Annotated in this window: 23 protein-coding genes and 2 tRNA genes; 14 read left to right on the forward strand and 11 right to left on the reverse strand. The window is 37.6% G+C overall.

What is annotated here, in order from left to right:
• Positions 1 to 79: 79 nt before the first annotated feature.
• The 6 genes from mutS (at position 80) to RUH60_RS06360 (ending at position 5,349) form a co-directional block, all read left to right on the forward strand.
• Complete coding sequence (gene mutS / locus RUH60_RS06335) at positions 80 to 2,686, forward strand: DNA mismatch repair protein MutS (RefSeq protein ID WP_313806532.1); 2,607 nt, start codon at positions 80 to 82, stop codon at positions 2,684 to 2,686.
• Between the two features lie 149 nt (positions 2,687 to 2,835).
• Positions 2,836 to 2,911 (forward strand) — tRNA-Gly (locus tag RUH60_RS06340).
• 13 nt (positions 2,912 to 2,924) lie between these two features.
• Positions 2,925 to 3,009, forward strand: a tRNA-Leu gene (locus tag RUH60_RS06345).
• 236 nt (positions 3,010 to 3,245) lie between these two features.
• Positions 3,246 to 4,811, forward strand: coding sequence for an OmpA family protein (locus RUH60_RS06350; RefSeq protein ID WP_313806534.1), 1,566 nt, complete (start codon positions 3,246 to 3,248; stop codon positions 4,809 to 4,811).
• A gap of 13 nt (positions 4,812 to 4,824) precedes the next feature.
• Positions 4,825 to 4,953: a hypothetical protein gene (locus tag RUH60_RS06355; RefSeq protein ID WP_313806536.1), complete on the forward strand. Its 129-nt coding sequence runs from the start codon at positions 4,825 to 4,827 to the stop codon at positions 4,951 to 4,953.
• A 39-nt stretch (positions 4,954 to 4,992) separates the two neighbouring features.
• Entirely contained in the window at positions 4,993 to 5,349 is a 357-nt protein-coding gene (locus tag RUH60_RS06360) for a hypothetical protein (protein WP_313806538.1), read from the forward strand.
• A gap of 31 nt (positions 5,350 to 5,380) precedes the next feature.
• On the opposite strand, the gene clpX is transcribed toward RUH60_RS06360, so the two are convergent.
• The 8 genes from clpX to RUH60_RS06400 all read right to left on the reverse strand — a co-directional run bounded on the left by clpX (position 5,381) and on the right by RUH60_RS06400 (position 13,695).
• Positions 5,381 to 6,613, reverse strand: coding sequence for an ATP-dependent Clp protease ATP-binding subunit ClpX (gene clpX, locus RUH60_RS06365; protein ID WP_313806540.1), 1,233 nt, complete (start codon positions 6,611 to 6,613; stop codon positions 5,381 to 5,383).
• Between the two features lie 38 nt (positions 6,614 to 6,651).
• Positions 6,652 to 7,314 carry an ATP-dependent Clp endopeptidase proteolytic subunit ClpP gene (gene clpP / locus RUH60_RS06370; RefSeq protein ID WP_313806542.1) on the reverse strand — a complete coding sequence of 221 codons (663 nt, stop codon included), beginning with the start codon at positions 7,312 to 7,314 and terminating at the stop codon, positions 6,652 to 6,654.
• A gap of 82 nt (positions 7,315 to 7,396) precedes the next feature.
• Positions 7,397 to 8,722, reverse strand: coding sequence for a trigger factor (gene tig / locus RUH60_RS06375; protein ID WP_313806544.1), 1,326 nt, complete (start codon positions 8,720 to 8,722; stop codon positions 7,397 to 7,399).
• A 101-nt stretch (positions 8,723 to 8,823) separates the two neighbouring features.
• A complete protein-coding gene (locus RUH60_RS06380; protein ID WP_313806546.1) occupies positions 8,824 to 9,165 on the reverse strand; it encodes a phage holin family protein in 342 nt (113 codons plus the stop codon).
• A 72-nt stretch (positions 9,166 to 9,237) separates the two neighbouring features.
• The gene (locus tag RUH60_RS06385) at positions 9,238 to 10,803 is read right to left on the reverse strand and encodes a G-D-S-L family lipolytic protein (protein WP_313806548.1); all 1,566 of its coding nucleotides are present in this window, start codon (positions 10,801 to 10,803) and stop codon (positions 9,238 to 9,240) included.
• Between the two features lie 21 nt (positions 10,804 to 10,824).
• Positions 10,825 to 12,075 (reverse strand): OmpP1/FadL family transporter, encoded by a 1,251-nt coding sequence (locus RUH60_RS06390; RefSeq protein WP_313806550.1) that lies wholly within the window; start codon positions 12,073 to 12,075, stop codon positions 10,825 to 10,827.
• A gap of 139 nt (positions 12,076 to 12,214) precedes the next feature.
• Complete coding sequence (locus RUH60_RS06395) at positions 12,215 to 12,982, reverse strand: alpha/beta fold hydrolase (protein WP_313806552.1); 768 nt, start codon at positions 12,980 to 12,982, stop codon at positions 12,215 to 12,217.
• Complete coding sequence (locus tag RUH60_RS06400) at positions 12,982 to 13,695, reverse strand: pyridoxine 5'-phosphate synthase (protein ID WP_313806554.1); 714 nt, start codon at positions 13,693 to 13,695, stop codon at positions 12,982 to 12,984. Before RUH60_RS06400 ends, RUH60_RS06395 begins: the two co-directional genes overlap by 1 nt.
• Positions 13,696 to 13,788: 93 nt before the next feature.
• Between RUH60_RS06400 and RUH60_RS06405 the strand changes: the two genes are divergently transcribed.
• The 8 genes from RUH60_RS06405 to murI all read left to right on the forward strand — a co-directional run bounded on the left by RUH60_RS06405 (position 13,789) and on the right by murI (position 22,069).
• Positions 13,789 to 14,448 carry a CBS domain-containing protein gene (locus RUH60_RS06405; protein ID WP_313806556.1) on the forward strand — a complete coding sequence of 220 codons (660 nt, stop codon included), beginning with the start codon at positions 13,789 to 13,791 and terminating at the stop codon, positions 14,446 to 14,448.
• Between the two features lie 7 nt (positions 14,449 to 14,455).
• The gene (locus RUH60_RS06410) at positions 14,456 to 15,340 is read left to right on the forward strand and encodes an NAD kinase (protein WP_313806558.1); all 885 of its coding nucleotides are present in this window, start codon (positions 14,456 to 14,458) and stop codon (positions 15,338 to 15,340) included.
• Positions 15,341 to 15,485: 145 nt separating this feature from the next.
• Positions 15,486 to 16,169 (forward strand): DUF6089 family protein, encoded by a 684-nt coding sequence (locus tag RUH60_RS06415; protein ID WP_313806560.1) that lies wholly within the window; start codon positions 15,486 to 15,488, stop codon positions 16,167 to 16,169.
• A 1-nt stretch (position 16,170) separates the two neighbouring features.
• The gene (locus RUH60_RS06420) at positions 16,171 to 16,911 is read left to right on the forward strand and encodes an isoprenyl transferase (protein WP_313806562.1); all 741 of its coding nucleotides are present in this window, start codon (positions 16,171 to 16,173) and stop codon (positions 16,909 to 16,911) included.
• Entirely contained in the window at positions 16,844 to 19,624 is a 2,781-nt protein-coding gene (locus RUH60_RS06425; RefSeq protein WP_313806564.1) for a POTRA domain-containing protein, read from the forward strand. The genes RUH60_RS06420 and RUH60_RS06425 overlap by 68 nt, the downstream gene beginning before the upstream one ends.
• Before the next feature lie 35 nt (positions 19,625 to 19,659).
• Positions 19,660 to 20,694: an OmpH family outer membrane protein gene (locus RUH60_RS06430; protein WP_313806566.1), complete on the forward strand. Its 1,035-nt coding sequence runs from the start codon at positions 19,660 to 19,662 to the stop codon at positions 20,692 to 20,694.
• Positions 20,695 to 20,710: 16 nt separating this feature from the next.
• Positions 20,711 to 21,220 (forward strand): OmpH family outer membrane protein, encoded by a 510-nt coding sequence (locus tag RUH60_RS06435; RefSeq protein WP_313806568.1) that lies wholly within the window; start codon positions 20,711 to 20,713, stop codon positions 21,218 to 21,220.
• A 69-nt stretch (positions 21,221 to 21,289) separates the two neighbouring features.
• Positions 21,290 to 22,069, forward strand: coding sequence for a glutamate racemase (gene murI / locus RUH60_RS06440; protein ID WP_313806570.1), 780 nt, complete (start codon positions 21,290 to 21,292; stop codon positions 22,067 to 22,069).
• Here the strand turns inward: murI and RUH60_RS06445 are convergent.
• From RUH60_RS06445 to RUH60_RS06455, 3 genes are all read right to left on the reverse strand, one after another.
• Positions 22,066 to 22,584, reverse strand: a complete 519-nt coding sequence (locus RUH60_RS06445) for a gamma carbonic anhydrase family protein (RefSeq protein ID WP_313806572.1) — start codon at positions 22,582 to 22,584, stop codon at positions 22,066 to 22,068. The two genes, murI and RUH60_RS06445, sit on opposite strands and share 4 nt — an antisense overlap.
• Before the next feature lie 43 nt (positions 22,585 to 22,627).
• On the reverse strand, positions 22,628 to 23,629 hold the full coding sequence (locus tag RUH60_RS06450) for a type IX secretion system membrane protein PorP/SprF (RefSeq protein WP_313806574.1): 1,002 nt from the start codon (positions 23,627 to 23,629) through the stop codon (positions 22,628 to 22,630).
• Positions 23,630 to 23,635: 6 nt separating this feature from the next.
• The coding region (locus RUH60_RS06455; protein WP_313806576.1) for a T9SS type B sorting domain-containing protein at positions 23,636 to 23,937 on the reverse strand (302 nt) is incomplete at its 5' end.

Here is a 23,937-nt window from a genome sequence, read left to right on the forward strand (position 1 = left end):
GCATTCAATTTTAATTAATTTTTAAGACAAATTTTCCCATACGAAGTCTTACTGTATATTTGCAAATAAACCGATTACCATGTCCGCAAAAGAAAAAGCGCCGAAAGAAACCCCGTTAATGAAACAATACAACGAGATAAAGAACAAATATCCCGATGCTTGTTTATTGTTTCGTGTAGGTGATTTTTACGAAACTTTTGGGGAAGACGCGGTTCGGGCAGCCGGTATTTTGGGTATTACCTTAACCAAACGTGGCGCCGGTTCGGATTCTGAAACGGCTTTGGCGGGTTTTCCGCATCATTCTTTAAACACGTATTTACCGAAATTGGTAAAAGCAGGACTTCGGGTTGCAATTTGCGATCAGCTGGAAGATCCTAAAATGACCAAAACTATTGTAAAACGCGGCGTAACAGAATTGGTTACTCCGGGTGTTGCTCTGAATGATGAAGTTTTATCTTCCAAATCCAACAACTTTTTGGCTTCGGTTCATTTTGGCAAAAAACTGATTGGTATTGCTTTTTTGGATGTTTCCACTGGAGAATTTTTAACCGCTCAAGGGAATTCGGAATACATTGACAAATTGTTACAAAATTTCAATCCAAGTGAAGTTTTGGTGCAGAAGCATTTCAAAAATCAGTTTAAAGAAGCTTTCGGAGAAGACTTTCATTCGTTTTATTTAGAAGATTGGATCTACAAAGAAGATTATGCTTTTGAGCGTTTAACCAACCATTTTCAGACCAATTCTCTAAAAGGTTTTGGAATCGAGGAATTACAGGAAGGCATTATTGCTTCGGGTGCGATACTTTATTATTTATCCGAAACGCAACACAATAAAATTCAACACATTACCAACATTCATCGTATCGCGGAAGACGCTTACGTTTGGATGGACAAATTCACGATTCGCAACTTAGAATTGTACCACAGCTACAATCCGAATGCTGTTACTTTATTGGATGTAATTGACCGAACACTTTCACCCATGGGAGGCCGCTTGTTAAAACGCTGGCTGGCTTTACCACTGAAAGACATCACAAAGATTCAAGGACGTCATGAAGTAGTTGATTTTCTGAAAACCAATTCGGAAGTTTTACAGCAGTTTCAGTATCAGATTAAACAAATTTCAGATTTGGAACGTTTGATTTCCAAAATTGCTACAGGAAAAGTGAGCCCTAGAGAAATTGTCTATCTGTGCAATTCGTTAGATGCTATCATTCCGATGAAAACTAAAGCTTTGGAAAGTTCTAACGAAGCTTTAAAAACCATTGGCGACAGTTTCCACGCCTGTGATTTGTTGCGTGAAAAAATCAAAACCACTTTAAATCCCGATGCACCAGTTGCCATCAATAAAGGAAATGCGATTGCTAAAGGCATCCATCCCGAACTGGACGAATTGAGAAGCATCGCCTTTTCCGGAAAAGAATATTTGGAAGCTATGGAGGAACGGGAAAGTGAAAAAACCGGCATTCCCTCGTTAAAAATATCCTTCAACAATGTATTCGGGTATTATATTGAAATCCGAAACACCCATAAAGACAAAGTGCCTTCGGAATGGATTCGCAAGCAAACTTTAGTCAATGCAGAACGTTACATCACCGAAGAACTTAAAGAATACGAAACCAAAATTTTAGGCGCCGAAGAGAAAATCCACAAATTAGAATCGGAACTTTTTGAACAACTCGTAATCTGGATTGGCACCTACATCAAACCGGTTCAATTGAATGCGAATTTGGTGGCACAATTAGACTGTTTGTGTTCCTTTACACAATTGGCTATCGAAAACAACTACATCAAACCCGAAATTGACGAAAGCTTTGATTTAGACATCAAAAACGGTCGTCATCCCGTTATTGAAAAACAACTCCCTATTGGCGTTCCATATATTGCAAACGATGTTTTCTTAGACAATGTAAGCCAACAGATTATTATGATTACCGGACCGAACATGTCGGGTAAATCGGCTATTTTGCGCCAAACAGCTTTGATTGTTTTATTAGCACAAATGGGAAGTTTTGTTCCGGCAGAAAGTGTTCGCATGGGCATCATCGATAAAATTTTTACCCGAGTTGGAGCCAGCGATAATATTTCGATGGGCGAATCTACATTTATGGTGGAAATGAACGAAACGGCTTCTATTTTGAACAATATTTCGAATCGAAGTTTGGTTTTATTAGACGAAATCGGTCGTGGAACTTCAACTTATGACGGAATTTCCATCGCTTGGTCTATTGCAGAATATTTACACGAACATCCGAACAAACCCAAAACGCTGTTTGCCACACATTACCACGAACTCAACGAAATGGAAACTACTTTTGATCGTATTCAGAATTTTAATGTTTCCGTAAAAGAATTAAAAGATAACGTTTTGTTTATCCGAAAATTAGTTAAAGGCGGAAGTGCGCATAGTTTTGGTATTCACGTAGCAAAAATGGCCGGAATGCCACAAACGGTAATTCAAAAAGCACAGAAAATTTTAAAAAAACTGGAAAAAGATCATTCCAGCGAAGCGATGACCGGTATCAAATCGGATAAAGAAGAAATGCAGTTGAGTTTTTTCAATTTAGACGATCCGCTTTTGGAAGAAATCAAAGAGGAAATTGTCAATTTAGACATCAATACACTTACACCGGTTGAAGCATTGATGAAACTAAATGAAATCAAACGCATGTTAGCCAAAAAATAAGCTACTGTAAATTATAGGCAATCAAACAATTATAAAAAAGTTTATTTTTTTTCATTTGAAATCCTTGCGAAATTAAATTAATATATTACATTTGCACTCGCAATACGAAACAACACACACTTTCGTATGTTATTTGAAAAAATGTTTACGCGAAAATAGCTCAGTTGGTAGAGCGCAACCTTGCCAAGGTTGAGGTCGCGGGTTCGAACCCCGTTTTTCGCTCCATACCAATATAAATGCTCGAGTGGTGGAATTGGTAGACACGCTGGACTTAAAATCCAGTGGACATTATGTCCGTGCGGGTTCAAGTCCCGCCTTGAGTACAAAAGCCTTAAACTGAATAGTTTAAGGCTTTTTTGTTTTTCAAACATATTGTTACAACTACAACTGTTTTTTTTATAACTCTTTTTTCTTACTCTATTTTGTTAAAAATGCAGATTAACGAATTTTTGTGCAGTTTAACGATTATTTAATGATTATATAATACAAGGACTACCTTTGCAAGCGAATTTGAATTTTTGCTAAAAAAATAATCAAAAACCACAAAAAACCACAAATAATGAAAACTAAAGCACTTTTATTGCTTGCCTCTTTAATCAGTTCAACAATTGCAGTTGCCCAAGGAGGTCAAAACACAAAAAACAGCAATAAAACAGTAAGTTCTTCTAAACTGGAAACCACCGGATTAAACTTCATCATCAATGATTCTGGTATTAACACAGAAATGTCAGAGGTGGGTTCTACATTCTTTATGGACAAATACCTAATCCTTTCTAATAAAAAAAGAGGATTTGCCAAAGTAACTACAAACGAAAACAATAACGCCAATAACAACCTTTTTTGCGCCAATATCGACAAATACGGTAACTTATCTTATCCAATCGTTTTTTCAAAAATTTTAGACTCTGAAACTAACGAAGGCGGTGTAGCATTTTCTCCTGATCAAAAAACTATGTACTTAACACGTGCTAAAGCAGAAAACACAAATCAATTTGAATTGTATAAAGCCACTCTAGATTTGGAAGTAAAAGGATACTGGAAAGATGTTCAGAAATTAGCCATCAACGGAGATTTCTCAATCGAAACACCTTCTATGAACGCTGAAGGAACAAAAATGTACTTTGCTTCGGATATGGCAGGTGGTTTTGGAGGTTACGATATTTACGCTGCGGATGTTTTAGCGGATGGAACCTTAAGCAACATCGCAAATTTAGGTACTACTGTCAACAGTGCTGCAAACGAAAAACACCCATACACCAACGGTCGTTATATTTTCTTCTCTTCGGAAGGACATGAAAACTACGGAGGTTACGACATCTTCAGAGCTTCTATGACTGATAACGGAGTTACCAATCGTGTAAACATCGGAAACACTTTAAACACTAACAATGATGAAGTAGCTTTCATTTTAAGCGGTCCGAACAAAGGGTATGTTTCATCTAACAAAAACAACAATAAAGAAGATTATAACGTTTACAAATTTGAATTAACTCGTTTAAATCAAAAATTAAACGCACTTGTTGTAGAAACAAACTCTAAAGTTGCATTACCTAACACCAATGTTGTAATTGCTAACGAATTTGGTGAAATCATCAAAACTACAACTACAGACGAAAACGGTAAAATTAGTCTAGCGGTTGAGCCTTTAACACAGTACACCATTACAGCAGAGAAAGATGGATACGACAATAACCAGTCAATCTTCAGAGCTTGGAGCAGCGAAAACAACAACTACAACGAAGTTATCGCAATGAACCAAACTAAAGCTGAAATCATCGACAACACTATCGTAATCGAGAACATCTATTTCGACTTCAACAAAGCTTCAGTTAAGAAAGAATCTGAGTTATCATTGAACAAAATCATCGAAGTATTGAACACAAATCCGGAAATGAAAATCGCGATTAACGCGCACACGGATGCTAAAGGTTCTGATGCTTACAACATGACTTTATCTGAGAAACGCGCTAAGTCAGCTTACGAATACCTTGTTAAGAAAGGAATTTCGAAAGACCGTTTAGAATTTAAAGGTTTCGGAGAATCTCAGTTGAAATTTGATTGTGGTGCAAAATGTTCTGAAAAAGAAGATAGCTTAAACCGTAGAATTGAATTCTTAATTAAATAACAACAACACAACAATGAAAAAATTAGTATTGGTCGGAGCTATTGTTTTTAGCCTAGCCTCATGCTCAAGCGGATGGAACTGCAAAGCGCGATATGTAAAATCCGATATCCAAAAAAAGAAAGAAACGCACCGCGTAGCTTAATAAAAAGTCCCGAATATTTCGGGACTTTTCTATTTTTGCATGATACTATACATTATGGGAACTTTCACGATAAGTAAAAAAGAAAACGGCCTAATTAAATTCGAATTCAATTCTCGAAAGGGGAAAACTTTGCTTACCAGCCAAAGCTATAAAACCAAAGAAGAATGCGAAAAAGACATCCATTTTCTAAAAACCAGAATAGAAACGGTTTCTTTTTTAAAATTCAAAACACCTGCAGGAAAGTTCTTCTTTAAAATGATTTATAACGGTCACATTCATGGTATCAGCAGAAAATTTACCACAGAATTGTTACTGACAAAAGGCATGGATGAAATTCGAAACAAATTCACTGAAGCAGAAGTTCTTGACTTTTCCGAAGAAATATTTTTTGATTAAAAAAACCGAGCGTTGCTCGGTTTTTTTCGTTTTAAGAAGCAGCTTGCAAACGCTGCAATAAGTTCTTACTTAGCGAATGTTCCGCGTATTCTCTATCGATAATCAGTTCAGTTTCGTCTGAACCTGGTAAATCGTACATCGCATCGGTTAAAATAGCTTCGCATAACGAACGTAATCCGCGAGCACCTAATTTGTATTCCAAAGCTTTATCTACGATAAAATCCAAAGCGTCTTCAGTCATCGAAAACTCAACGTCGTCCATGGCAAATAACTTCTTATACTGTTTTACCAAAGCGTTTTTCGGCTCGGTTAAAATGGCACGAAGCGTTTCTCGGTCTAACGGATCCATGTGAGTCAACACCGGCAAACGTCCGATAATTTCCGGAATCAATCCAAAATCTTTAATGTCTTTCGGAATTATATACTGTAACAAATTGTCTTTGTCAATCGAATCGGAACTTTTTGAAGAGCCATAACCTACCGCCTGACGGTTCAAACGTTTGGAAATAACGCGCTCAATCCCGTCAAAAGCACCACCGGCAATGAAAAGAATGTTTTGCGTATTAACTTCCACAAATTTCTGATCGGGATGTTTACGACCTCCTTTTGGCGGTACATTTACCACAGTTCCTTCCAATAACTTCAACAAAGCCTGTTGCACGCCTTCTCCGGACACATCTCTTGTAATTGAAGGATTGTCACTTTTACGTGCAATTTTATCAATCTCGTCGATGAAAACGATACCACGCTCTGCTTTGGCAACATCATAATCTGCCGCTTGTAACAAACGGGTTAAGATACTTTCCACATCTTCACCTACATAACCTGCTTCTGTTAAAACTGTTGCATCTACAATCGCCAAAGGCACGTTCAGCATTTTGGCAATGGTTTTGGCTACCAACGTTTTTCCCGTTCCGGTTTGCCCCACCATGATGATGTTGCTCTTTTCGATTTCAACCTCATCTTCCAATTGCTTTTGTAACAATCGCTTGTAGTGATTGTAAACCGCTACCGACAATACTTTCTTCGTTTGATCCTGACCAATCACATATTGGTCTAAGAACGCGCGGATTTCTTTCGGTTTGCTTAATACTAAATCTGCCAGTTGGGCTGAATGTCCGCTTTGCTTCAATTCTTCCAACACGATACCATGTGCCTGCTCGATACACTTATCACAGATATGCGCATTGATTCCGGCAATTAACAGATTGGTTTCCGGCTTTTTACGTCCGCAAAAAGAACACTCTAAAACTTCTTTCGCCATATTCTCTCCTTCTGAGCGACATTATTGCCGCGTTCGTTTTATTTATTTCTTGTTAAAACCTCGTCGATCATACCGTATTCTTTTGCTTCTGCTGCAATCATCCAGTAATCTCTTTCGCTGTCTTTGTATACTTTATCGTAAGGCTGATTGGAATGTTGAGAAATAATCTGATACAATTCTTCTTTCAGTTTCAACATTTCTTTCAAGTTGATTTCCATATCAGTTGCCACACCTTGCGCACCTCCAGATGGTTGGTGAATCATCACACGAGAATGTGGTAAAGCCGAACGTTTTCCGTCTGCTCCGGCACACAATAAAACCGCTCCCATCGAAGCCGCCATACCCGTACAAATAGTTGCTACATCAGGTTTTACAAATTGCATCGTATCGTAAATTCCTAAACCGGCATACACACTTCCGCCCGGTGAATTGATATAAATACTGATGTCTTTTGATGCGTCCACACTTTCCAAAAACAACAATTGTGCTTGAATAATGTTTGCTACATAATCATCAACTCCTGTTCCCAAGAAAATGATTCGGTCCATCATCAAACGGGAAAACACATCCATCGAAGCTACATTCAACTGACGCTCTTCAATAATATATGGTGTCATACTTCCGACAATTTTATCGTAGTACAAACTGTTTACCCCGTGATGTTTCGTGGCATATTTTTTAAATTCTTTACCGTAGTTCATATAAAAAAGTAGTTTCTAAGTTTAAAAAAAAGCGCCAAACTACAAAGTCTGACGCTCAAATATAACTATTTTTTACGAGAAATTATTCTCCGTACATTTCTTTAATAAAGTCTTGATAAGAAACTTCTTTAGCTTTTGCCGAAACCTTCTCTTTGAATAAGTTCAACATCTTCTCGCTCATTACTTGCTCCGATAAACGCTTTACTTCTTCTTGGTTTGACATTACGCGAGCAACGATGTTTTCTACATCCGCATCTGTCGGATCCATTTGTCCGAATTGTGCCATTTGTTTTTTAATCAAAGTAGATGTGTACGCTTTCAAATCTTCGAAAGTGATTTGTAAGTTGTTCTCTGTGATTACTTTTCCTTCGATTAATTGGTAACGCAATCCGTTTTCAGATTTTGCATACTCTTCTTCAGCCTGCTCTTCCGTTAGTGGGTTCTCACCTACTGTCTGAATCCATTTTTTAAGGAATCCTGCCGGCAATTCGAATTTGGTATTTTCAATCAAGAATTCCGTAACATCATTTAAGAATTTCTGGTCTGCTTGAGTAGCGAATTGTTGCTCTGCATCTTCTTTGATTTTACCTTTCAATTCTTCTACTGAAGACACATTTCCAGCTCCGAATAATTTATCGAACAATTCTTGGTTCAATTCTGCTTTTTCAGAAGTATTGATTTCTTCGATAGTGAAGTTTACATCGATATCCAAACCGTGAACATCATCATGATCAACTTTTAAGAAATCCATCAATTTGTGATCGTCGTCGAACAAACCTTTGGTTCCAACTGTTACCACATCACCAACTTTCTTACCAACGAATTTTTTGATGTCGGTTTTTCTCTTGAAAGCATCTAAATTAATGTTTACTGTATTGTTGATTCCTTTCTCTTCGTTAGAAAAAGTTCCTCTTAAATCGTCACCTTCTTCTGCTTTTTCTTTAGAAATTAATTTTCCGAATTGCTTCTGAATGCGCTCTACCTGCTCATCAATCATTTGATCGTCTGCTACGATAGTGTATTTTGTGATTTTATTTTTTCCTGTTAAATCAACTTTGAAATCTGGTGCTAAACCTAATTCAAATTCGAATTTGTAGTTATCAGTATCCCAATCGAAATCTTCGGTTACTTTTGGAAGCGGATTTCCTAAAATATCCAATTTCTCTTCTACCAAATAATTGTTTAATGAATTTTGCAACAACTTGTTCACTTCATCCAACAAAACTGCTTTACCGTACTGTTTTTTAATCAAACTCATCGGCACAGCTCCTTTACGGAATCCCGGAATGCTAGCATTTTTACGGTAATCAGCCAATACTTTCTCTACCTGACCTGCATAATCGTCTTTAGTAACCTCAACCGTTACTACTGCATTTAACGCATCTACGTTGTTTCTTGTAATATTCATTATCTTTTTATTTACATACTAAAATTGGGTTGCAAAATTATAGAATTTTTACAACCCAACCAAGTTTTTAACTAATTGTATTTCAATAGGGTTTAATTTCTTTAATCCCCAACAAACAGATTCAAAATCCATTGACTTAACGAAAGTACAACACTAAAAATAAAAGCATTAACAAACGTGGCCACACTGAAATCATCAATCAAATAATCGGCCAGTAAAACCATAGCGGTGTTTATAACCAAAAGAAACAGACCTAAGGTTAACAACGTAATAGGCAACGTAAAGAAAACCAATATCGGCTTTAAGAACGTATTCAACAAACCTAAAACTACTGCGACAATTAGCGCCGTTTTAATGGTTCCAACCTGAATGCCCGGTAAAAAATTAGACAAAACCACTATCAATACAGTAGTAATTAATAAACGTATCAGTAAATTTTTCATAGGATAGCTTTTCTAGTAAAGATAAAAAAAGCGCTGAAAATTCAGCGCTTTTATATGTTTTTCTCAAACAAATTAGTTTGAAGTTACCAAATGAACTCCTGGATAACTTGCTGAGTTTTTATAAGGTAATTTTGCATTAAAATGCTCATTAATCACCCCAATAATTTTATTAGCAATTACAGCATACCCTCTAGCGTTTGGATGCACTCCATCAAGAGAGAATAACACCGAACCAATATTTGTTCCGTTGAAATATTGAGCGTTGTAAACTGTTCCATCTTCTACTGTTAATCCGGTTGGCGAAGCCAATTGTTGCATGAAAAGATTCATATCTGCAATGGCAATGTTCGCCGATTCTTTAGAACGTATATGCGTATTAATTGCATTAGTAGCAGTTGTTACATGTCCAACCTCAATTTGAGTCAACACCCAACGATCAGCCAAAGGCGCAGTTAGACCATTGATATTGAATGGCGCAGGATTAGCATTTGTCTGTCCGATAACACCACTTGCTGGCAACACAATCAAATCATTAGCGGTTGTTTGTCTAGCTCTTCCATAAACCGCCCCTAAAGTTGCCGCATTAGACACCAACAATGGGTTTCCAGAACCTGCCGCGTATGCTGAAATCTGAGCACTTAAGTCAGTTAAATCTTCATCAACAATAATTACAGGATTCATTGCTCCAGCGGCTGTGTTCAAAGGCATAATTCTTCCGTTAGTAGCTACAGCTAAAAACTGATAAAGCGCAACCAAAAGTGGCGCCTGAGGATTAGCATTAATTACCTCAGCCTGAACCGGCGCATAAGGAATTCTTGTAAAATAAGGAATTGACGTTACGTAAGGAATCGTACACAAAACCCCTTTTACATTATTTGTCCCATTGGCAGTCAATGTATTTAAAACACCATCATAAGAAGGAACAAACACAGACATAGGTGTAATGTCATTAGCTCCCGTACCTGCAGTTGACCCTACACCTCCAGAAGTAGCATAAGCCAACACATCCATATCTCCAATCCAGTTGGTGAAGAATGTTGGATTCATTTGCATAGCATCACCCAAAACAGTCGCAGAAGCTGACGTTGCATGACGTACGTACCAAGGATTCGCAGTTCCTGTTCCTAAACCAGTCAAACTTCCGTAACCTGAAAAAGTTGCGTGAAATGATTTCATACCTGGCACACCCATATTATGATATGCTTTAGCCTGTAACGCAGAAACTTCATTAGTTGAAGTTGCATTAAGATTTTCCGGCCTTAACTCAGACTCATCAAAAACCATACGTGTTGGAAACAAGTTCGCTCCAGACATTGGATCTAAAATCGGGTTTCCTCCTAAAAGCAATCCTCCAATATTGTTCGCATCCATTGAAAAATCCGGCTGTGTAAATTCCCCACCTCCAACTATTGCAAATTGTTGAGAAAGCATATTAGGAAATGAATATTGCTGACTTCCTTTAGAAACAGTACCATCAATATAACCAGCAGACAAAGAGTTCCCTAAAGCAACGTAACTTGTGAAATCAGCATCTCCTTTCGAATAAGATGCGTCTGAAATTTCGTTTTCAAATTCAGGCTCACACGAAGCTAAACCCATAGCTGCTAACACAGCAAAATATAAAAATTTATTTTTCATAATTGTTTTTCTTTAAATGTATTAGAAACTATAGGTCAAACCAACACCTGGAGAAAATACTGTACTTTTGTATGTTCCACCAAATGGCACTGAATTCCCTCCTTCTTGATAATGATCGTAAGAAGCATCTACTTCATCAAAATGTAAGTATAAGAATGATGCATCAATTCCTAATTTTTTAGTTACCTGATATGTTAAACCTCCCGTATAACCAGTTGCATCATTACGCGGTGTTTCTGGCGCAAAATAACCTGCAGAAATAGGACTTTCGTCTTTATACCATCCCGCTCTGAACGTAAATTTGTCGTTTGCTTTGTACTGCGTACCCACTCTATACGTGTTAGTATCGTGGTAATTTCTTGGATTATTTGATGTTGGTGCAGAATTTGCAAAATCAACAACTAATGCATCATAAGCTCTCCATAACGTTCTGTTATAATCGAATGCAATCATCCATTTGTCAGTTATATTATAAGACAAACCAGCAGTAATTTCGGCTGGCAAAGGTAAATCTGCATCAAATTGCGTATCCGTAAGACCCGCTGCTTGTTGAAGTAAAACAGGCACATTACTGAAATCTGCATTACCACCACGAGCTTCCATAATAATTTCAGAACGGTAGTTAAATCCTAAACGCAAGTCTTTACAAGGATTAAACATGAATCCTGCGGTATATCCCCAAGCTGTAATTCCTTTTGCGTCTAAAGTAACATTTGATCGCACTCCATTTTCATCTGTTAAACTTCTACTTAAGTTTCTGTTGAATTCAACTGAACCTGTAACATAGATAGGACCTCCACCAAAACTAAACTCATCACTTACTTTAATGGACAATGTTGGCTGTACATAAATTGCCTGTAAATCAATATTATTTACCAAGTGAGAACCTTCCCAATCCTTATCCCATTCAACAGCACTTCCATATGGCGTATAAACCGCTAAACCTGCTGTTAACCATTTGTTGATTTTGTAAGAAGCATAGATATTAAAAGGCGTACCCATGTTCTCTGTTGAGTTTTTCCAGTTATACGTTTCGTTTTGGAATTTAGTCTTTGCAAATAAAGCATTAGCTCCAACAGAAAGATTGAATTTATCTTCCAAAAAAGACAATCCGGCCGGGTTAAAAAATGCAGACTCCGCACTGTTCACCACAGCTACTCCCGTATGCCCCATTGCCAGTTGCTTCTGCCCCTGTAAGCTCACACGGTATCCTCCTGCAAATGCCGAAGTTCCTGCCAAAGCCAATAAAGTTAGCGATAATAGTTTTCTCATAATTAAATAAATAGTGTTAGTTTTTCTTTGTTCTTACCATAATAAGCTTCCCAAATTTATAACAAAATATGGATTTTACAATATTTTTAAGAAAAATGTTATGCTTTCCTAATACTTTCTTAAAAATTCTTCTCAGGCATTAATTTTTCAGGTAGTTCGCCACGTAATCAAAAAAGTCTTTCGGATTTTCAGCATGCAGCCAATGTCCGGCATTTCTAACGGTGACAATTTCCGCTTCAGGAAAGTGATGATAAAGAGTTTCAAAATCGGAATCCAAGATATAATCCGACTTGTCTCCCCGTAAAAACAATGTTGGATTTAAAAATGTTGCCTCAAAAGATAGCGCTTCTCCAATAGTTTCAATTTTACGATTAAAAACATCCAAATTAAAACGAAAAGCCAATTGTCCAGGCGTTTCCCAGTATAAATTTTTCAAGAGAAATTGTTTGGTTCCGAAGTCTGAAATGTATTGTGACAAAGTTGCTTCCACTTCTGAACGGCTGGGCTGCAACGAAAAATCAACTGCTGTTAAACCAGCTAAAATCTTCTGATGGTGCGGCGCGTAATATTTTGGGCCAATATCGGCTACGATAAGTTTTTCAACCATTTCCGGAAATTGGGTCGCAAAAAACATCACAATCTTCCCTCCCATAGAATGCCCTAACAAATTTACTTTTTGCAAATTATGCTGCTGACAATAGTCTACAATATCCTGAACCATCATCTGATAGCTAAACTCTTCACTGTGCGGACTTTTTCCGTGATTGCGCATGTCGAGCATGTGAACCTGATAACCCAATTCCGCAAATTGGCTTCCAAGGGTTTTCCAGTTGTCCGACATTCCTAAAAATCCGTGGATGATTAACAACGGCGCTCCTCCGCCTTCGATTCTTGAGTACAATTCCATTATTTCAGTCTTTGTAAGTACATGTTCACCACATTTTCCAATCCGAGATACAAAGATTCTGAGATAAGCGCGTGACCGATGGAAACTTCCAACAAATTTGGCAGATTATCTTTGAAGAACTTAATATTGTCCAAACTTAAATCGTGTCCGGCATTAACCCCTAAATCTAATTCTCCGGCTAATTTGGTTGCTTCCGAATACGGCTGAATTGCTGCTTTATTTCCTAAACCGTATTGGTGCGCAAAAACTTCTGTATAAAGCTCAATTCGGTCAGTTCCAGTTTCTTTTGCCCCTTCAATCATCGCCAAAACCGGATCCACGAAAATGGAAGTTCGGATGCCGTTGCGTTTGAATTCCGCAATAACTTCTTTCAAATACGCTTGATGCGTTACCGTATCCCAACCCGCATTAGACGTTAAAGCGCCAATCGCATCGGGAACCAACGTAACCTGGGTCGGTTTGCATTCTAAAACCAAGTCGATGAAATTGTGCTGCGGATTTCCTTCAATATTGTATTCCGTATGTACTACAGACACTAAATCGCGAGCATCCTGATAACGAATATGACGCTCGTCAGGTCTTGGATGCACCGTAACCCCTTCGGCTCCAAATCTTTGAACATCTCTTGCTACTTGAAGCAGGTCAGGCACATTTCCGCCACGGGAATTTCGCAACGTGGCAATTTTATTGATATTTACAGATAGTTTTGTCATGATAAAAATATTTCCTCACAAAAATACAAAGTATAATTAAGCGGAAATGTCCTATTTTTTGATTATTTTGCATTCGATTTCGAAATTATTCCCATGAATGAAATTACAGCCTATATAACCCGTGAAATAAACGCCTTGTCGGTTACCGATACTGTAGAGAAAGCTCAGGACATTTTCCTGAATTTGCCTTTTAGCCATTTTCCGGTTTTGGAAGATGGTGTTTACATCGGCTGCACTAACGCAGAAGATGCTGACCTACAAGATCCTGACCGAAAAATTGGTGAATTCCGATTCAATTTCGACCGCTTTTTTGTACGCAACAAAATGAGCTGGCTGGACGTTTTGGAAGTTTTTGCCAAGAACGAAACTAACTTAGTACCGGTTTTAGACGAGAAAAACAATTACATGGGCTACTATGAAATGGAAGACGTTATTCGGTTTTTCCATGAAACGCCTTTTTTGAGAGAAGACGGCGGAATTTTAGTAGTCGAAAAAGGCATCCGCGATTACAGCATGGGAGAAATTGCCCAAATTGTAGAAAGTAACAATGCCAAACTTTTAGGCGCTTTCATTTCCTATTCTGACCTTAATAAAGTTCAGGTAACGCTGAAAATGAGTTTGGGAGGCATGAATGAAATTATTCAGTCGTTTCGTCGTTACAATTATGAAATTATCAGCGAACATCAGGAAGACGCCTACATCAACAATTTAAAAGACCGTTCCGATTATCTGGACAAATATTTAAACATTTAGTCATTTTATGAAATTAGCCATCTACGGACAATACTATCCGGAAAAAACCGCCGATATTCTGCACAAAGTTTTTAGCGTTTTAAAAAAATACAATGCACAAGCGGTATTTGAAGCTAATTTTTATCAAATTCTGAAAGAAAATAACGTTTTAGAAGATACTTTTGAAATCTTCAGCAATCATACCGAACTGAACAATACATTTGATTTTTTCATCAGTATTGGTGGCGACGGAACTATGTTGCGTGCTGCGACTTTCGTCAAAAGCAAAAACATTCCGATTGTTGGTATTAATGCCGGAAGACTTGGTTTTTTGGCCAACGTACAGCAGGATGCTATTGAAAGTTTGTTACCGAATCTTTTCGAAAACAATTACAAGCTATCCCAGCGTTCTCTTTTGAGTTTAGAATGTTACCCCGATCCATGCGATATCTTCGATTTGAATTTTGCTCTAAATGAAATTACGGTTTCCCGAAAAAACACCACTTCCATGATTACGATTGAAACGTGGCTGAACGGCGAATACTTAACTTCCTTTTGGGCAGATGGTCTAATCATTTCCACACCAACCGGCTCCACTGGTTACAACTTAAGCTGTGGTGGTCCGGTAATTACGCCGGAATCGAATTGTTTGGTCATTACTCCAATGGCTCCGCATAATTTAAATGTGCGTCCATTAATCATTTCAGATGAAACAGAAATTAAATTAAAAGTATCCGGAAGAGAACCACAATTTTTGTTATCGCTCGATTCGGGAACCAAAACCATCGACAACGAAAACGAAGTGCACATCAAAAAAGCGCCTTTTACCATCAACATGGTGGAATTCCCCAATGAAACCTTCCTAAAAACCTTACGCAACAAACTGCTTTGGGGCGAAGACAAACGAAACTGATAATTTACGATTCGGTATACTACACCCGCAAAATTGGCGTTAGTTACTAAACATCAGATAAATTATCAATAAATCAACGTGAAAATATACCTATAGAAGCGGTAAAGAAATCTATATTGTTATATTTGCACACTATTTTAACAAAATGAACAAAATTGCGATACTAATTTTCTCATTTCTACTATACAACGGAGCCCAAGCTCAAATTAACGAGTTAGGTTTATTTTTAGGAGGGAGTAATTATATTGGAGATGTAGGCCCAACGACTTACATCGCACCGAAAGAATTGAGTTTTGGGGTTTTGTACAAATGGAACCGAAGCATGCGTCATTCCTGGAGATTTTCCTATACACAAGGAAAAATTACCTCGAAAGATGCTGATTCGGACAGCCCGGCACGTAAACAAAGAGGCTTTCAGTTTGAGAATGAAATCAAAGAACTGTCAGCGGGATTGGAATTCAATTTTTTCGATTTCAACTTGCACGACAGCGGATGGATTGCCACACCTTATGTTCACACCGGTTTGAGTTATTTCAGATACGATGAATTATACGTATTGAACGGAGAGACCAAAATTGACGATACGGAATACGCCTTGGCCATACCGATGACTGTAGGTTTTAAAACCCGAATTGCCGACAAATTTGTATTAGGTCTGGAAACCGGAATCCGATACACGTTTACCGACAATTTAGACGGAAGTAATCCGAAAAACGAGGAGTATTCGGCTTACCAATTCGGAAACCTGAACAGTAAAGATTGGTACGTTTTTACCGGCTTTACGTTAACGTATACTTTTGGACAAAATCCGTGTTATTGCGCAGAATAAGATGAGTTTAGAAACTACGATCAACAAAGAGAATTTACCCAAACACCTGGCCATCATCATGGACGGCAATGGTCGTTGGGCCAAACAGAAAGGAATGTTGCGCGCTTTTGGTCACGAAAACGGAACCAAAGCCGTACGTCAAACTGTTGAAACCTGTGCGAAATTAGGAATTGAAAACCTAACTCTTTATGCTTTTTCAACCGAAAACTGGAACCGTCCAAAGTTAGAAGTCGATACTTTAATGAAACTTCTAATTTCTTCTTTGAAAGGCGAATTGAAAACCCTTCAGAACAATAACATCCGCTTAAATTCCATCGGAAATCTTGAAAATTTACCGGCTGGAGTCCGCAAAGAATTAATGGACGTTATTGAAAAAACAAAAGACAATACCCGAATGACGCTAACCCTTGCTTTGAGCTACGGTTCAAGGGAAGAACTCATTTCGGCTGTACGAAAAATTAGCGATAAAGTTAAAAATAATATAATTTCAAGTACTGATATTGACGAATCAATTATTAATCAGCATCTTTACACGCAAAATTTACCTGACGTAGATTTGGTAATCCGAACCAGCGGTGAGCACAGAATCAGCAACTTTTTGCTTTGGCAGATTGCGTATGCAGAATTCTATTTCACCGATGTGTTATGGCCTGATTTTAGAGAAAACGATTTGTATGAAGCAATTATCAGTTATCAGAAACGAGAACGAAGATTTGGAAAAACGAGTGAACAAATTAAATAACCCCAACGTATTACAAAAAGCAACGAAGTTGTTTTTTGCTGTTTTATTATTAGGAAGCATAAGTACTCTTAAAGCTCAGGAAACCAACTTACCTGAAGCCGGAAAACAATATACACTTGCCGATGTTGATGTAACTGGAAAAATCAGCTACAACAAACAAACCGTAATTACTTTCGCCGGTCTGGAAAAAGGCCAAGCCATTACCGTTCCTGGTGACGAAATCAGTAATGCCATCAAAAAACTGTGGAAATTAGGGCTTTTCAACGACATTAATTTTTATGTGGACCGCGTGCAAAATGACAGCATCTGGTTAGAATTAAGCATTAACGAACTTCCGAAGTTGAACGAAGTAAAATTCAATGGTGTTAAAAAAGGTAAAATTGACGAGCTTATCAAAGACAACGACTTGAACAAAGACAAGGTTGTCAATGAAAACCTTTTGACGACTACCAAAAACTACATCGAAAACAAATACAAGAAAAACGGATACTACAATACTAAAGTAGCCATTAATACGGTTCCAGACACCTTGGATAATCATGTTAATATGGTCATCAATGTTGATCGTGGCAGTAAAGTCCGTATCAGCAACATTAATGTTACCGGAAATTCGGAAATGAAAACGAGTAAGATTAAAAAAGCTATGTCTAACACCAAAGAGAAAAGCTTTATGAATCCGATGCGTATTTTCAAATCGTCGAAATTCATTAAAGAAAAATACAACGAAGACTTGACTTCCATCGTTGATAAATACAAAGAAAAAGGTTTTCGTGATGCTCGTGTTGTGGAAGAAAAAGTCACTTACAACAAAGAAAAAAACACAGTTGACATCGACTTAAAAGTGGAAGAAGGACGCAAACATTACTTCGGAGACATTCGCTATTTGGGTAATTCGATTTACACCAACCAACAACTGGAACGTGTATTGGGTATTCAAAAAGGCGATGTATACAATTCAAAACTTTTAGACGAACGTATAGCCAATACAAAAAATCCAGATGCAGATGATATGACTAATCTGTATCAAAACAACGGTTACTTATTCTCGAACATCAATGCCGTAGAAGTTAAGACCGAAAACGACACTATCGATTTTGAAATCCGAATTACAGAGGGGCCAATCGCTTATTTCAACAACGTAACTGTTACCGGAAACGACAAAACCAATGACCACGTAATCTATCGTGAATTGCGTACAAAACCGGGCCAAAAATGGAGCAAAGAAAATGTAGTGAGAACCATCCGTGAGTTAGGTCAATTAGGTTATTTCGATGCGGAACAATTACAACCTGATGTTAAACCAAACGGTGCAGATGGTACAGTTGACATCAATTACAACGTTGTTGAAAAAGGATCCAGCCAGGTAGAACTACAGGGTGGTTATGGTGGCGGTGGTTTCATTGGAACCTTAGGACTTTCGTTCAACAATTTCTCCATCAGGAACATCTTCAACAAAGAAGCCTACAAACCACTTCCAATGGGAGACGGACAAAAAATGGCTTTACGTTTGCAAGGAAGCTCTTATTTCCAAACCTATAGCTTGTCTTTCTCTGAACCATGGTTAGGCGGGAAAAAACCAATTAGTTTTTCAACCTCTTTATCACACAGTAAGCAGTTTTTATACAACTATTCTTCCCGTGATGTAGATCGCAATCAGAGTTTTAACATTACAACACTTTCCGTTGGTTTTGCAAAACGACTTTCAGTTCCCGATGACTATTTTGTGTTTTCAAGTAGTGCTGCTTTCCAATATTATGACTTAAACAATTACAATACAGGATTGTTTACATTTGGTAATGGATCGTCCAGAAACTTAGCTTTCACATTAGGATTGTCCAGAAACAGTAAAGGATTCAACCCTATCTATCCAACATATGGTTCCGAGTTCTCTGTTTCAGCGAAATTTACATTGCCATACTCTCTATTTAATGGTGTTGATTACGGAAATCTTGGAAATCTAGAAGAAAACAAATTAAAAGCAACATCAACTGGATATTACGTAGGTGCCGATGGAAACACCCATTCCTACCCAGCCGGAACATATATTGACAGCAACGGACAACCTGTTTTAATCCCTGGAACTTATATTCCTTCAAGTGATTATACAAAAGCTGCTGCTGACCAAGGAAAAGTGGACCAAAAACGTTTCAGTTGGTTAGAATATTATAAAATTAAGTTCAAAGCGGACTGGTATACAAAAATTTATGATAAATTAGTACTGCGTTCTTTAGGCGAATTTGGATTTTTAGGGGCATACAATCAGGATAGAGGTTTGGTACCATTTGAGCGATACTATTTAGGTGGTGATGGATTAGCGAACTTCTCAATGGATGGTCGTGAAATGATTCAGTTAAGAGGATATCCTAATCAATCCCTTTCTCCTGTTATTACAGATCCTACTTCGTCACGTTACGGGCAACAAATTGGGGGTACAATCTATAACAAGTTCTCATTAGAGTTACGTTATCCAATTACCTTAAAACCGTCAGCATCAATATATGCTTTAACCTTTATGGAAGCGGGTTCCTCTTTTGGTTCGTTTAAAGAATACAACCCGTTTGCATTACAACGTTCTGCAGGGTTTGGATTACGAGTATTTATGCCAGCTTTCGGATTGTTAGGAATTGATTTCGGTCATGGATTTGACGCTGTTCCGGGAGATACACAAAAGAGTGGATGGCAAACGCATTTTATTATTGGACAACAATTTTAAGATTTGGCACGATAGTTGAACTAAACTTATTAGTTATGAAAAAATATTTTTTAACTGCACTCATAGCACTTGCATCTTTAGGTGTAAATGCACAGGGAAAAGGAGTAAAAGTAGGATATGTTGATATGGAATATATCCTGGAGAAAGCTCCTGAATATGCCGAGGCGAAAAACCTTTTAGAGCAAAAAGCACAAACCTGGAAACAGGAAATTGAAGTTAAAAAAACGGAAATCAACAAGCTGAAGGAGAACCTAAACACCGAAAAAGTGCTTCTGACCAAAGAGTTGATTGAAGAACGAGAAGAAGAAATTGCGTTCCTTGAAAAAGAAATGTTAGATTACCAGCAAAAAAGATTTGGTCCGAACGGCGATTTGATGATTCAGAAAGCCACTTTGGTAAAACCGATTCAAGACCAAGTTTTCAATGCGGTTCAGGATATTGGCGAGCGAATGAAATACGATTTCATTTTTGACAAAGCATCCGATATGACTATGTTGTTTGCAAACCAGCGTTTTGATTTGAGTGATCGAATTTTACGAGAATTGACCAGAGCTCAGAAAAAAGAGCAGTTGACTAAAAAACAACTGAAAGAACAGGAAAAACAAGATGCTTTAGATGATATGGCCGCTGAAAATCCGGACCAGATTGAGCGTCAACGCAAATTGGAAGAGAAAAAAGCAGCGCGTGAGAAAATCATAGAAGATCGTAAAAAAGCGATTGAGGAAAAGAAAAAAGCAATTGAAGACCGTCGCCAACAATTACTGGAAGAACGCGAAGCCAAGAAAAAAGGTGTAGACGCCAAAAAAGAAGAAAACACAACGGATGACACTACTGCAGATTCAAAAAAAGAAAACACAGTAGACGATAAAAAAGCTGAAGTTGAAGCCAAAAAAGCAGAAGCAGAAGCCAAAAAGAAAGCAACCGCTGAAGAAAGACAACGCATCTTAGACGAACGCAAAAAAGTTCTGGAAGAGAAACGCAAAAAAATATTAGAAGACCGAGAAAAGGCAAAAAAAGAGCGTGAAGAAGCGCAAAAAAAGAAGACTGAAGAAAACAAAAAAGAAGATTAATTAACTATTGAAAACGATGAAACAAATTAAAACTTTACTTATTGCAGCTGCTTTGTTTTTAGGAGCTAGCCAAACGATTTCTGCACAAGCAAAAGTAGCTCATATTGATGTTCAGGAATTGATGACTACAATGCCAGAAATGAAAACTGCTCAGGCACAAATTAAAAAAGTAGGTGAAACTTACGACAAAGAATACAATACTTTGGTAACGGAGTACCAAAACAAAATGAAAAAATACGAATCAGAAGCTGCAACTGTAGGTGAAGCAGTGAATGAAACCCGTGCAAAAGAAATGCAAGATATGGGTCAGCGTATTCAACAGTTCAGAGAAACAGCTCAGAAAGAATTGCAGCAAAAAGAACTTGATTTGGTAAAACCAATCATGGACAAAGCTAAAAATGCTATCCAAAAAGTTGCTAAAGCAAAAGGATACCAGTATGTTTTGGATTCTACAACTGGAAGCGGTGTAATTTTAGCAGATGGTCCAAACTTATTGGCTGATGTTAAAAAAGAATTAGGATTCTAATCTTATAATTTTTTCATAAAATATAAAACTGCTCTTTGTCAAGGGCAGTTATTTTTTACATTTGTTTTTATGAGCAACGCAAATCCTATTGGTATTTTTGATTCCGGAATCGGAGGCACTTCTATATGGAAAGAAATCCATAAACTCCTTCCTCATGAAAACACGATTTACCTTGCGGATAGTAAAAATGCTCCCTACGGGCAGAAATCCAAAGAAGAAATTATTGCCTTAAGCATCAAAAACAGTGAGATTCTAATTGAAAAAGGCTGTAAAATGATTGTCGTTGCTTGCAATACTGCTACCACCAATGCCATCAAAGAACTTAGGAATCGTTTTGACATTCCTTTCATCGGTATTGAACCAGCGATAAAACCCGCAGCGCATTTATCTGAAACCGAAACCATAGGTATTTTAGCCACCAAAGGCACCATTAACAGCGAATTATTCAATCGGGCGGTGGAAACTTACTCCGATGTAAAAATCGTGGAACAAATCGGCTATGGTTTGGTTCAATTGATTGAAGACGGAAAAATGGTTTCCGATGAAATGACGCAATTACTAAAAGAATATCTGGAACCTATGGTCGAAGCCAATATTGACTATTTGGTTTTGGGTTGTACACATTATCCGTATCTGATTCCGCAGATTAAAAAAATTATTCCGAAGCATATCAAAATTATCGATTCGGGTGAAGCGGTTGCCAAGCAAACCAAAAAGGTTTTAGAAAAAAATAACCTGCTGAATCTTTCCAAAGAAAAAAACAAACAGGTTTTTTATACCAACAGCGACAGCACTGTTTTAAAATCAATTTTAGGTTTTAGCGATATGGTTTTCGAAAAAGATTTTTAATCTTCTTTAAACCAAGACGAATACATTACGTAATTATTCGATATTCTTTCGATTTCTCCTGCAAAATCAGAAGCATTGATATCTTTTACCTTTTTGGCAGGAATACCCGCGTAAATCGTCCCGGATTCCACAATGGTGTTTTGCGTCACAACCGAACCAGCTGCCACTATCGAATTGCTTTCGATTACACAATTATCCATCACAATCGCACCCATTCCGATCAGCACATTGTCTTGAACGGTACAACCATGTACAATTGCCTTGTGTCCAATCGAAACATTATTCCCGATTACAGTCGGATGTTTCAGGTAAGTACAATGAATCACTGCCCCATCTTGAATATTAACCTTATTCCCTATGCTGATAGAATGCACATCACCGCGCACTACCGCATTAAACCAAACACTGCAGGAATTACCAAAAGTAACATCACCAACTATCGTGGCATTTTCGGCTACATAGCAATCTTCCGGTATTTGAGGATACTTTCCTCGAACTTCTTTAATTAATCCCATAATAAAAAAAGTCCCGACGAATCGGGACTTATACTGTTTAAAATTAGTTAACCGCCGGACAGTTACAGTGGTAAGGATCTCTCTTACAGTTGAAGTTAAATCCAATTGTAATTTGATGGAATCCACTGTTGTCAAACTTAATATCTCCTGTTAAATACGAATACGTATAGGCAGCCATAAAGTTTTTATAATTTACACCGATGATTGGTGTGATGTACTGCAATTTTTGCTCTTTTACACCACCTCCACTTAAATACTGTGTTCCGTCAAAACTTCTTCTATAAGATAAGCCTCCCCACACTTTACCAAAATCCTCCATGGTTTTATAAACCTTCATATTCAAGTCGATAGCTTTCTCTTTCGTCTCTTGAGTTAACTGAAACATAAAAGACGGCTCCCATTGAAAAGTCTCATCATTACCGAAAGTATAGCCTGCAGACCAAATTAATTTTCTCAAGTTATCGCTCTCCACATCCGAATAAATTTTTCGTTCGTTAGCAACTGCATTTTTAATGGAAACATGGGTATAAAAATCACTCAAATGATAAGACATCCCTAAATCAACGTTGAAATAAGTATATTTTCCTCTTATTGTTCCTGCTACAGTTGGATCCGGATATTCAATAATATTAAATTCTGTCTCGTCCAAAACACTCTGAACCACTCCGGCACTCATACCAAACGAAAGCATATTTAAATCCCCTCCAAAACGAATATGGTGGGCATAAGTTATCTTCGCTCCAGTTTGAGAATGATATCCATTTCTGTCGTTATAAGCAATAGCTCCAAATCCTGAAGTCTGATTATCGCCCAATGACGTGTTGAAACTTACCGTTTGTAAACTTGGAGCATCATCTGTTCCAAACCATTGCTGACGGGCAGTAACGCGCACTTTTGCACAATTAGCTGCTCCAGCCATTGACGGGTGAATTAAATAATAGTTATCCGATAAATAATCCGAATAAACTGCAATTCCTTCTTGAGAGAAAGAGATTTGCGACAATAAAAGTCCAATAAATAAACAACTTTTTTTAATAACATTCATGAGTGGTTATCGTTTTAAAGAGAAATGTGCTTTAAATAATCTTTCAGTTCCGTTTTCATTAAATTTAACTGTAAACCAGTAATCGGTCGATGGTAACAACTGTCCGCCAAAAGTTCCGTCCCAACCGTCACCAATAGGAGTAATCTGTTTAATTAATTTCCCATAACGGTCAAATATATGAATTTCTGCATTATTCTGATCAGCTAACGACCAAATATTCCAAGTATCGTTTACTCCATCACCATTCGGGGTAAAGAAGTTCGGATAGCCTACCGTTACAATATCGGTAATGGTGATGTCCGTACATC

This window comes from Flavobacterium sp., assembly GCF_032153895.1.
In the GTDB taxonomy this organism is placed as follows: Bacteria; Bacteroidota; Bacteroidia; order Flavobacteriales; family Flavobacteriaceae; genus Flavobacterium.

Coding starts and splice junctions, on each gene's coding strand:
- RUH60_RS06435 (WP_313806568.1), top strand. CDS start 20,711: ATGAAACAAATTAAAACTTTACTTATTGCAGCTGCTTTGTTTTTAGGA.
- clpX (WP_313806540.1), bottom strand. CDS start 6,613: ATGGCGAAAGAAGTTTTAGAGTGTTCTTTTTGCGGACGTAAAAAGCCG.
- RUH60_RS06400 (WP_313806554.1), bottom strand. CDS start 13,695: ATGACAAAACTATCTGTAAATATCAATAAAATTGCCACGTTGCGAAAT.
- RUH60_RS06420 (WP_313806562.1), top strand. CDS start 16,171: ATGAGTTTAGAAACTACGATCAACAAAGAGAATTTACCCAAACACCTG.
- RUH60_RS06360 (WP_313806538.1), top strand. CDS start 4,993: ATGATACTATACATTATGGGAACTTTCACGATAAGTAAAAAAGAAAAC.
- RUH60_RS06425 (WP_313806564.1), top strand. CDS start 16,844: ATGAAGCAATTATCAGTTATCAGAAACGAGAACGAAGATTTGGAAAAA.
- murI (WP_313806570.1), top strand. CDS start 21,290: ATGAGCAACGCAAATCCTATTGGTATTTTTGATTCCGGAATCGGAGGC.
- RUH60_RS06445 (WP_313806572.1), bottom strand. CDS start 22,584: ATGGGATTAATTAAAGAAGTTCGAGGAAAGTATCCTCAAATACCGGAA.
- RUH60_RS06395 (WP_313806552.1), bottom strand. CDS start 12,982: ATGGAATTGTACTCAAGAATCGAAGGCGGAGGAGCGCCGTTGTTAATC.
- mutS (WP_313806532.1), top strand. CDS start 80: ATGTCCGCAAAAGAAAAAGCGCCGAAAGAAACCCCGTTAATGAAACAA.
- RUH60_RS06430 (WP_313806566.1), top strand. CDS start 19,660: ATGAAAAAATATTTTTTAACTGCACTCATAGCACTTGCATCTTTAGGT.
- RUH60_RS06385 (WP_313806548.1), bottom strand. CDS start 10,803: ATGAAAAATAAATTTTTATATTTTGCTGTGTTAGCAGCTATGGGTTTA.
- RUH60_RS06410 (WP_313806558.1), top strand. CDS start 14,456: ATGAAATTAGCCATCTACGGACAATACTATCCGGAAAAAACCGCCGAT.
- RUH60_RS06380 (WP_313806546.1), bottom strand. CDS start 9,165: ATGAAAAATTTACTGATACGTTTATTAATTACTACTGTATTGATAGTG.
- RUH60_RS06390 (WP_313806550.1), bottom strand. CDS start 12,075: ATGAGAAAACTATTATCGCTAACTTTATTGGCTTTGGCAGGAACTTCG.
- RUH60_RS06405 (WP_313806556.1), top strand. CDS start 13,789: ATGAATGAAATTACAGCCTATATAACCCGTGAAATAAACGCCTTGTCG.
- RUH60_RS06350 (WP_313806534.1), top strand. CDS start 3,246: ATGAAAACTAAAGCACTTTTATTGCTTGCCTCTTTAATCAGTTCAACA.
- RUH60_RS06355 (WP_313806536.1), top strand. CDS start 4,825: ATGAAAAAATTAGTATTGGTCGGAGCTATTGTTTTTAGCCTAGCCTCA.
- RUH60_RS06415 (WP_313806560.1), top strand. CDS start 15,486: ATGAACAAAATTGCGATACTAATTTTCTCATTTCTACTATACAACGGA.
- clpP (WP_313806542.1), bottom strand. CDS start 7,314: ATGAACTACGGTAAAGAATTTAAAAAATATGCCACGAAACATCACGGG.
- RUH60_RS06450 (WP_313806574.1), bottom strand. CDS start 23,629: ATGAATGTTATTAAAAAAAGTTGTTTATTTATTGGACTTTTATTGTCG.
- tig (WP_313806544.1), bottom strand. CDS start 8,722: ATGAATATTACAAGAAACAACGTAGATGCGTTAAATGCAGTAGTAACG.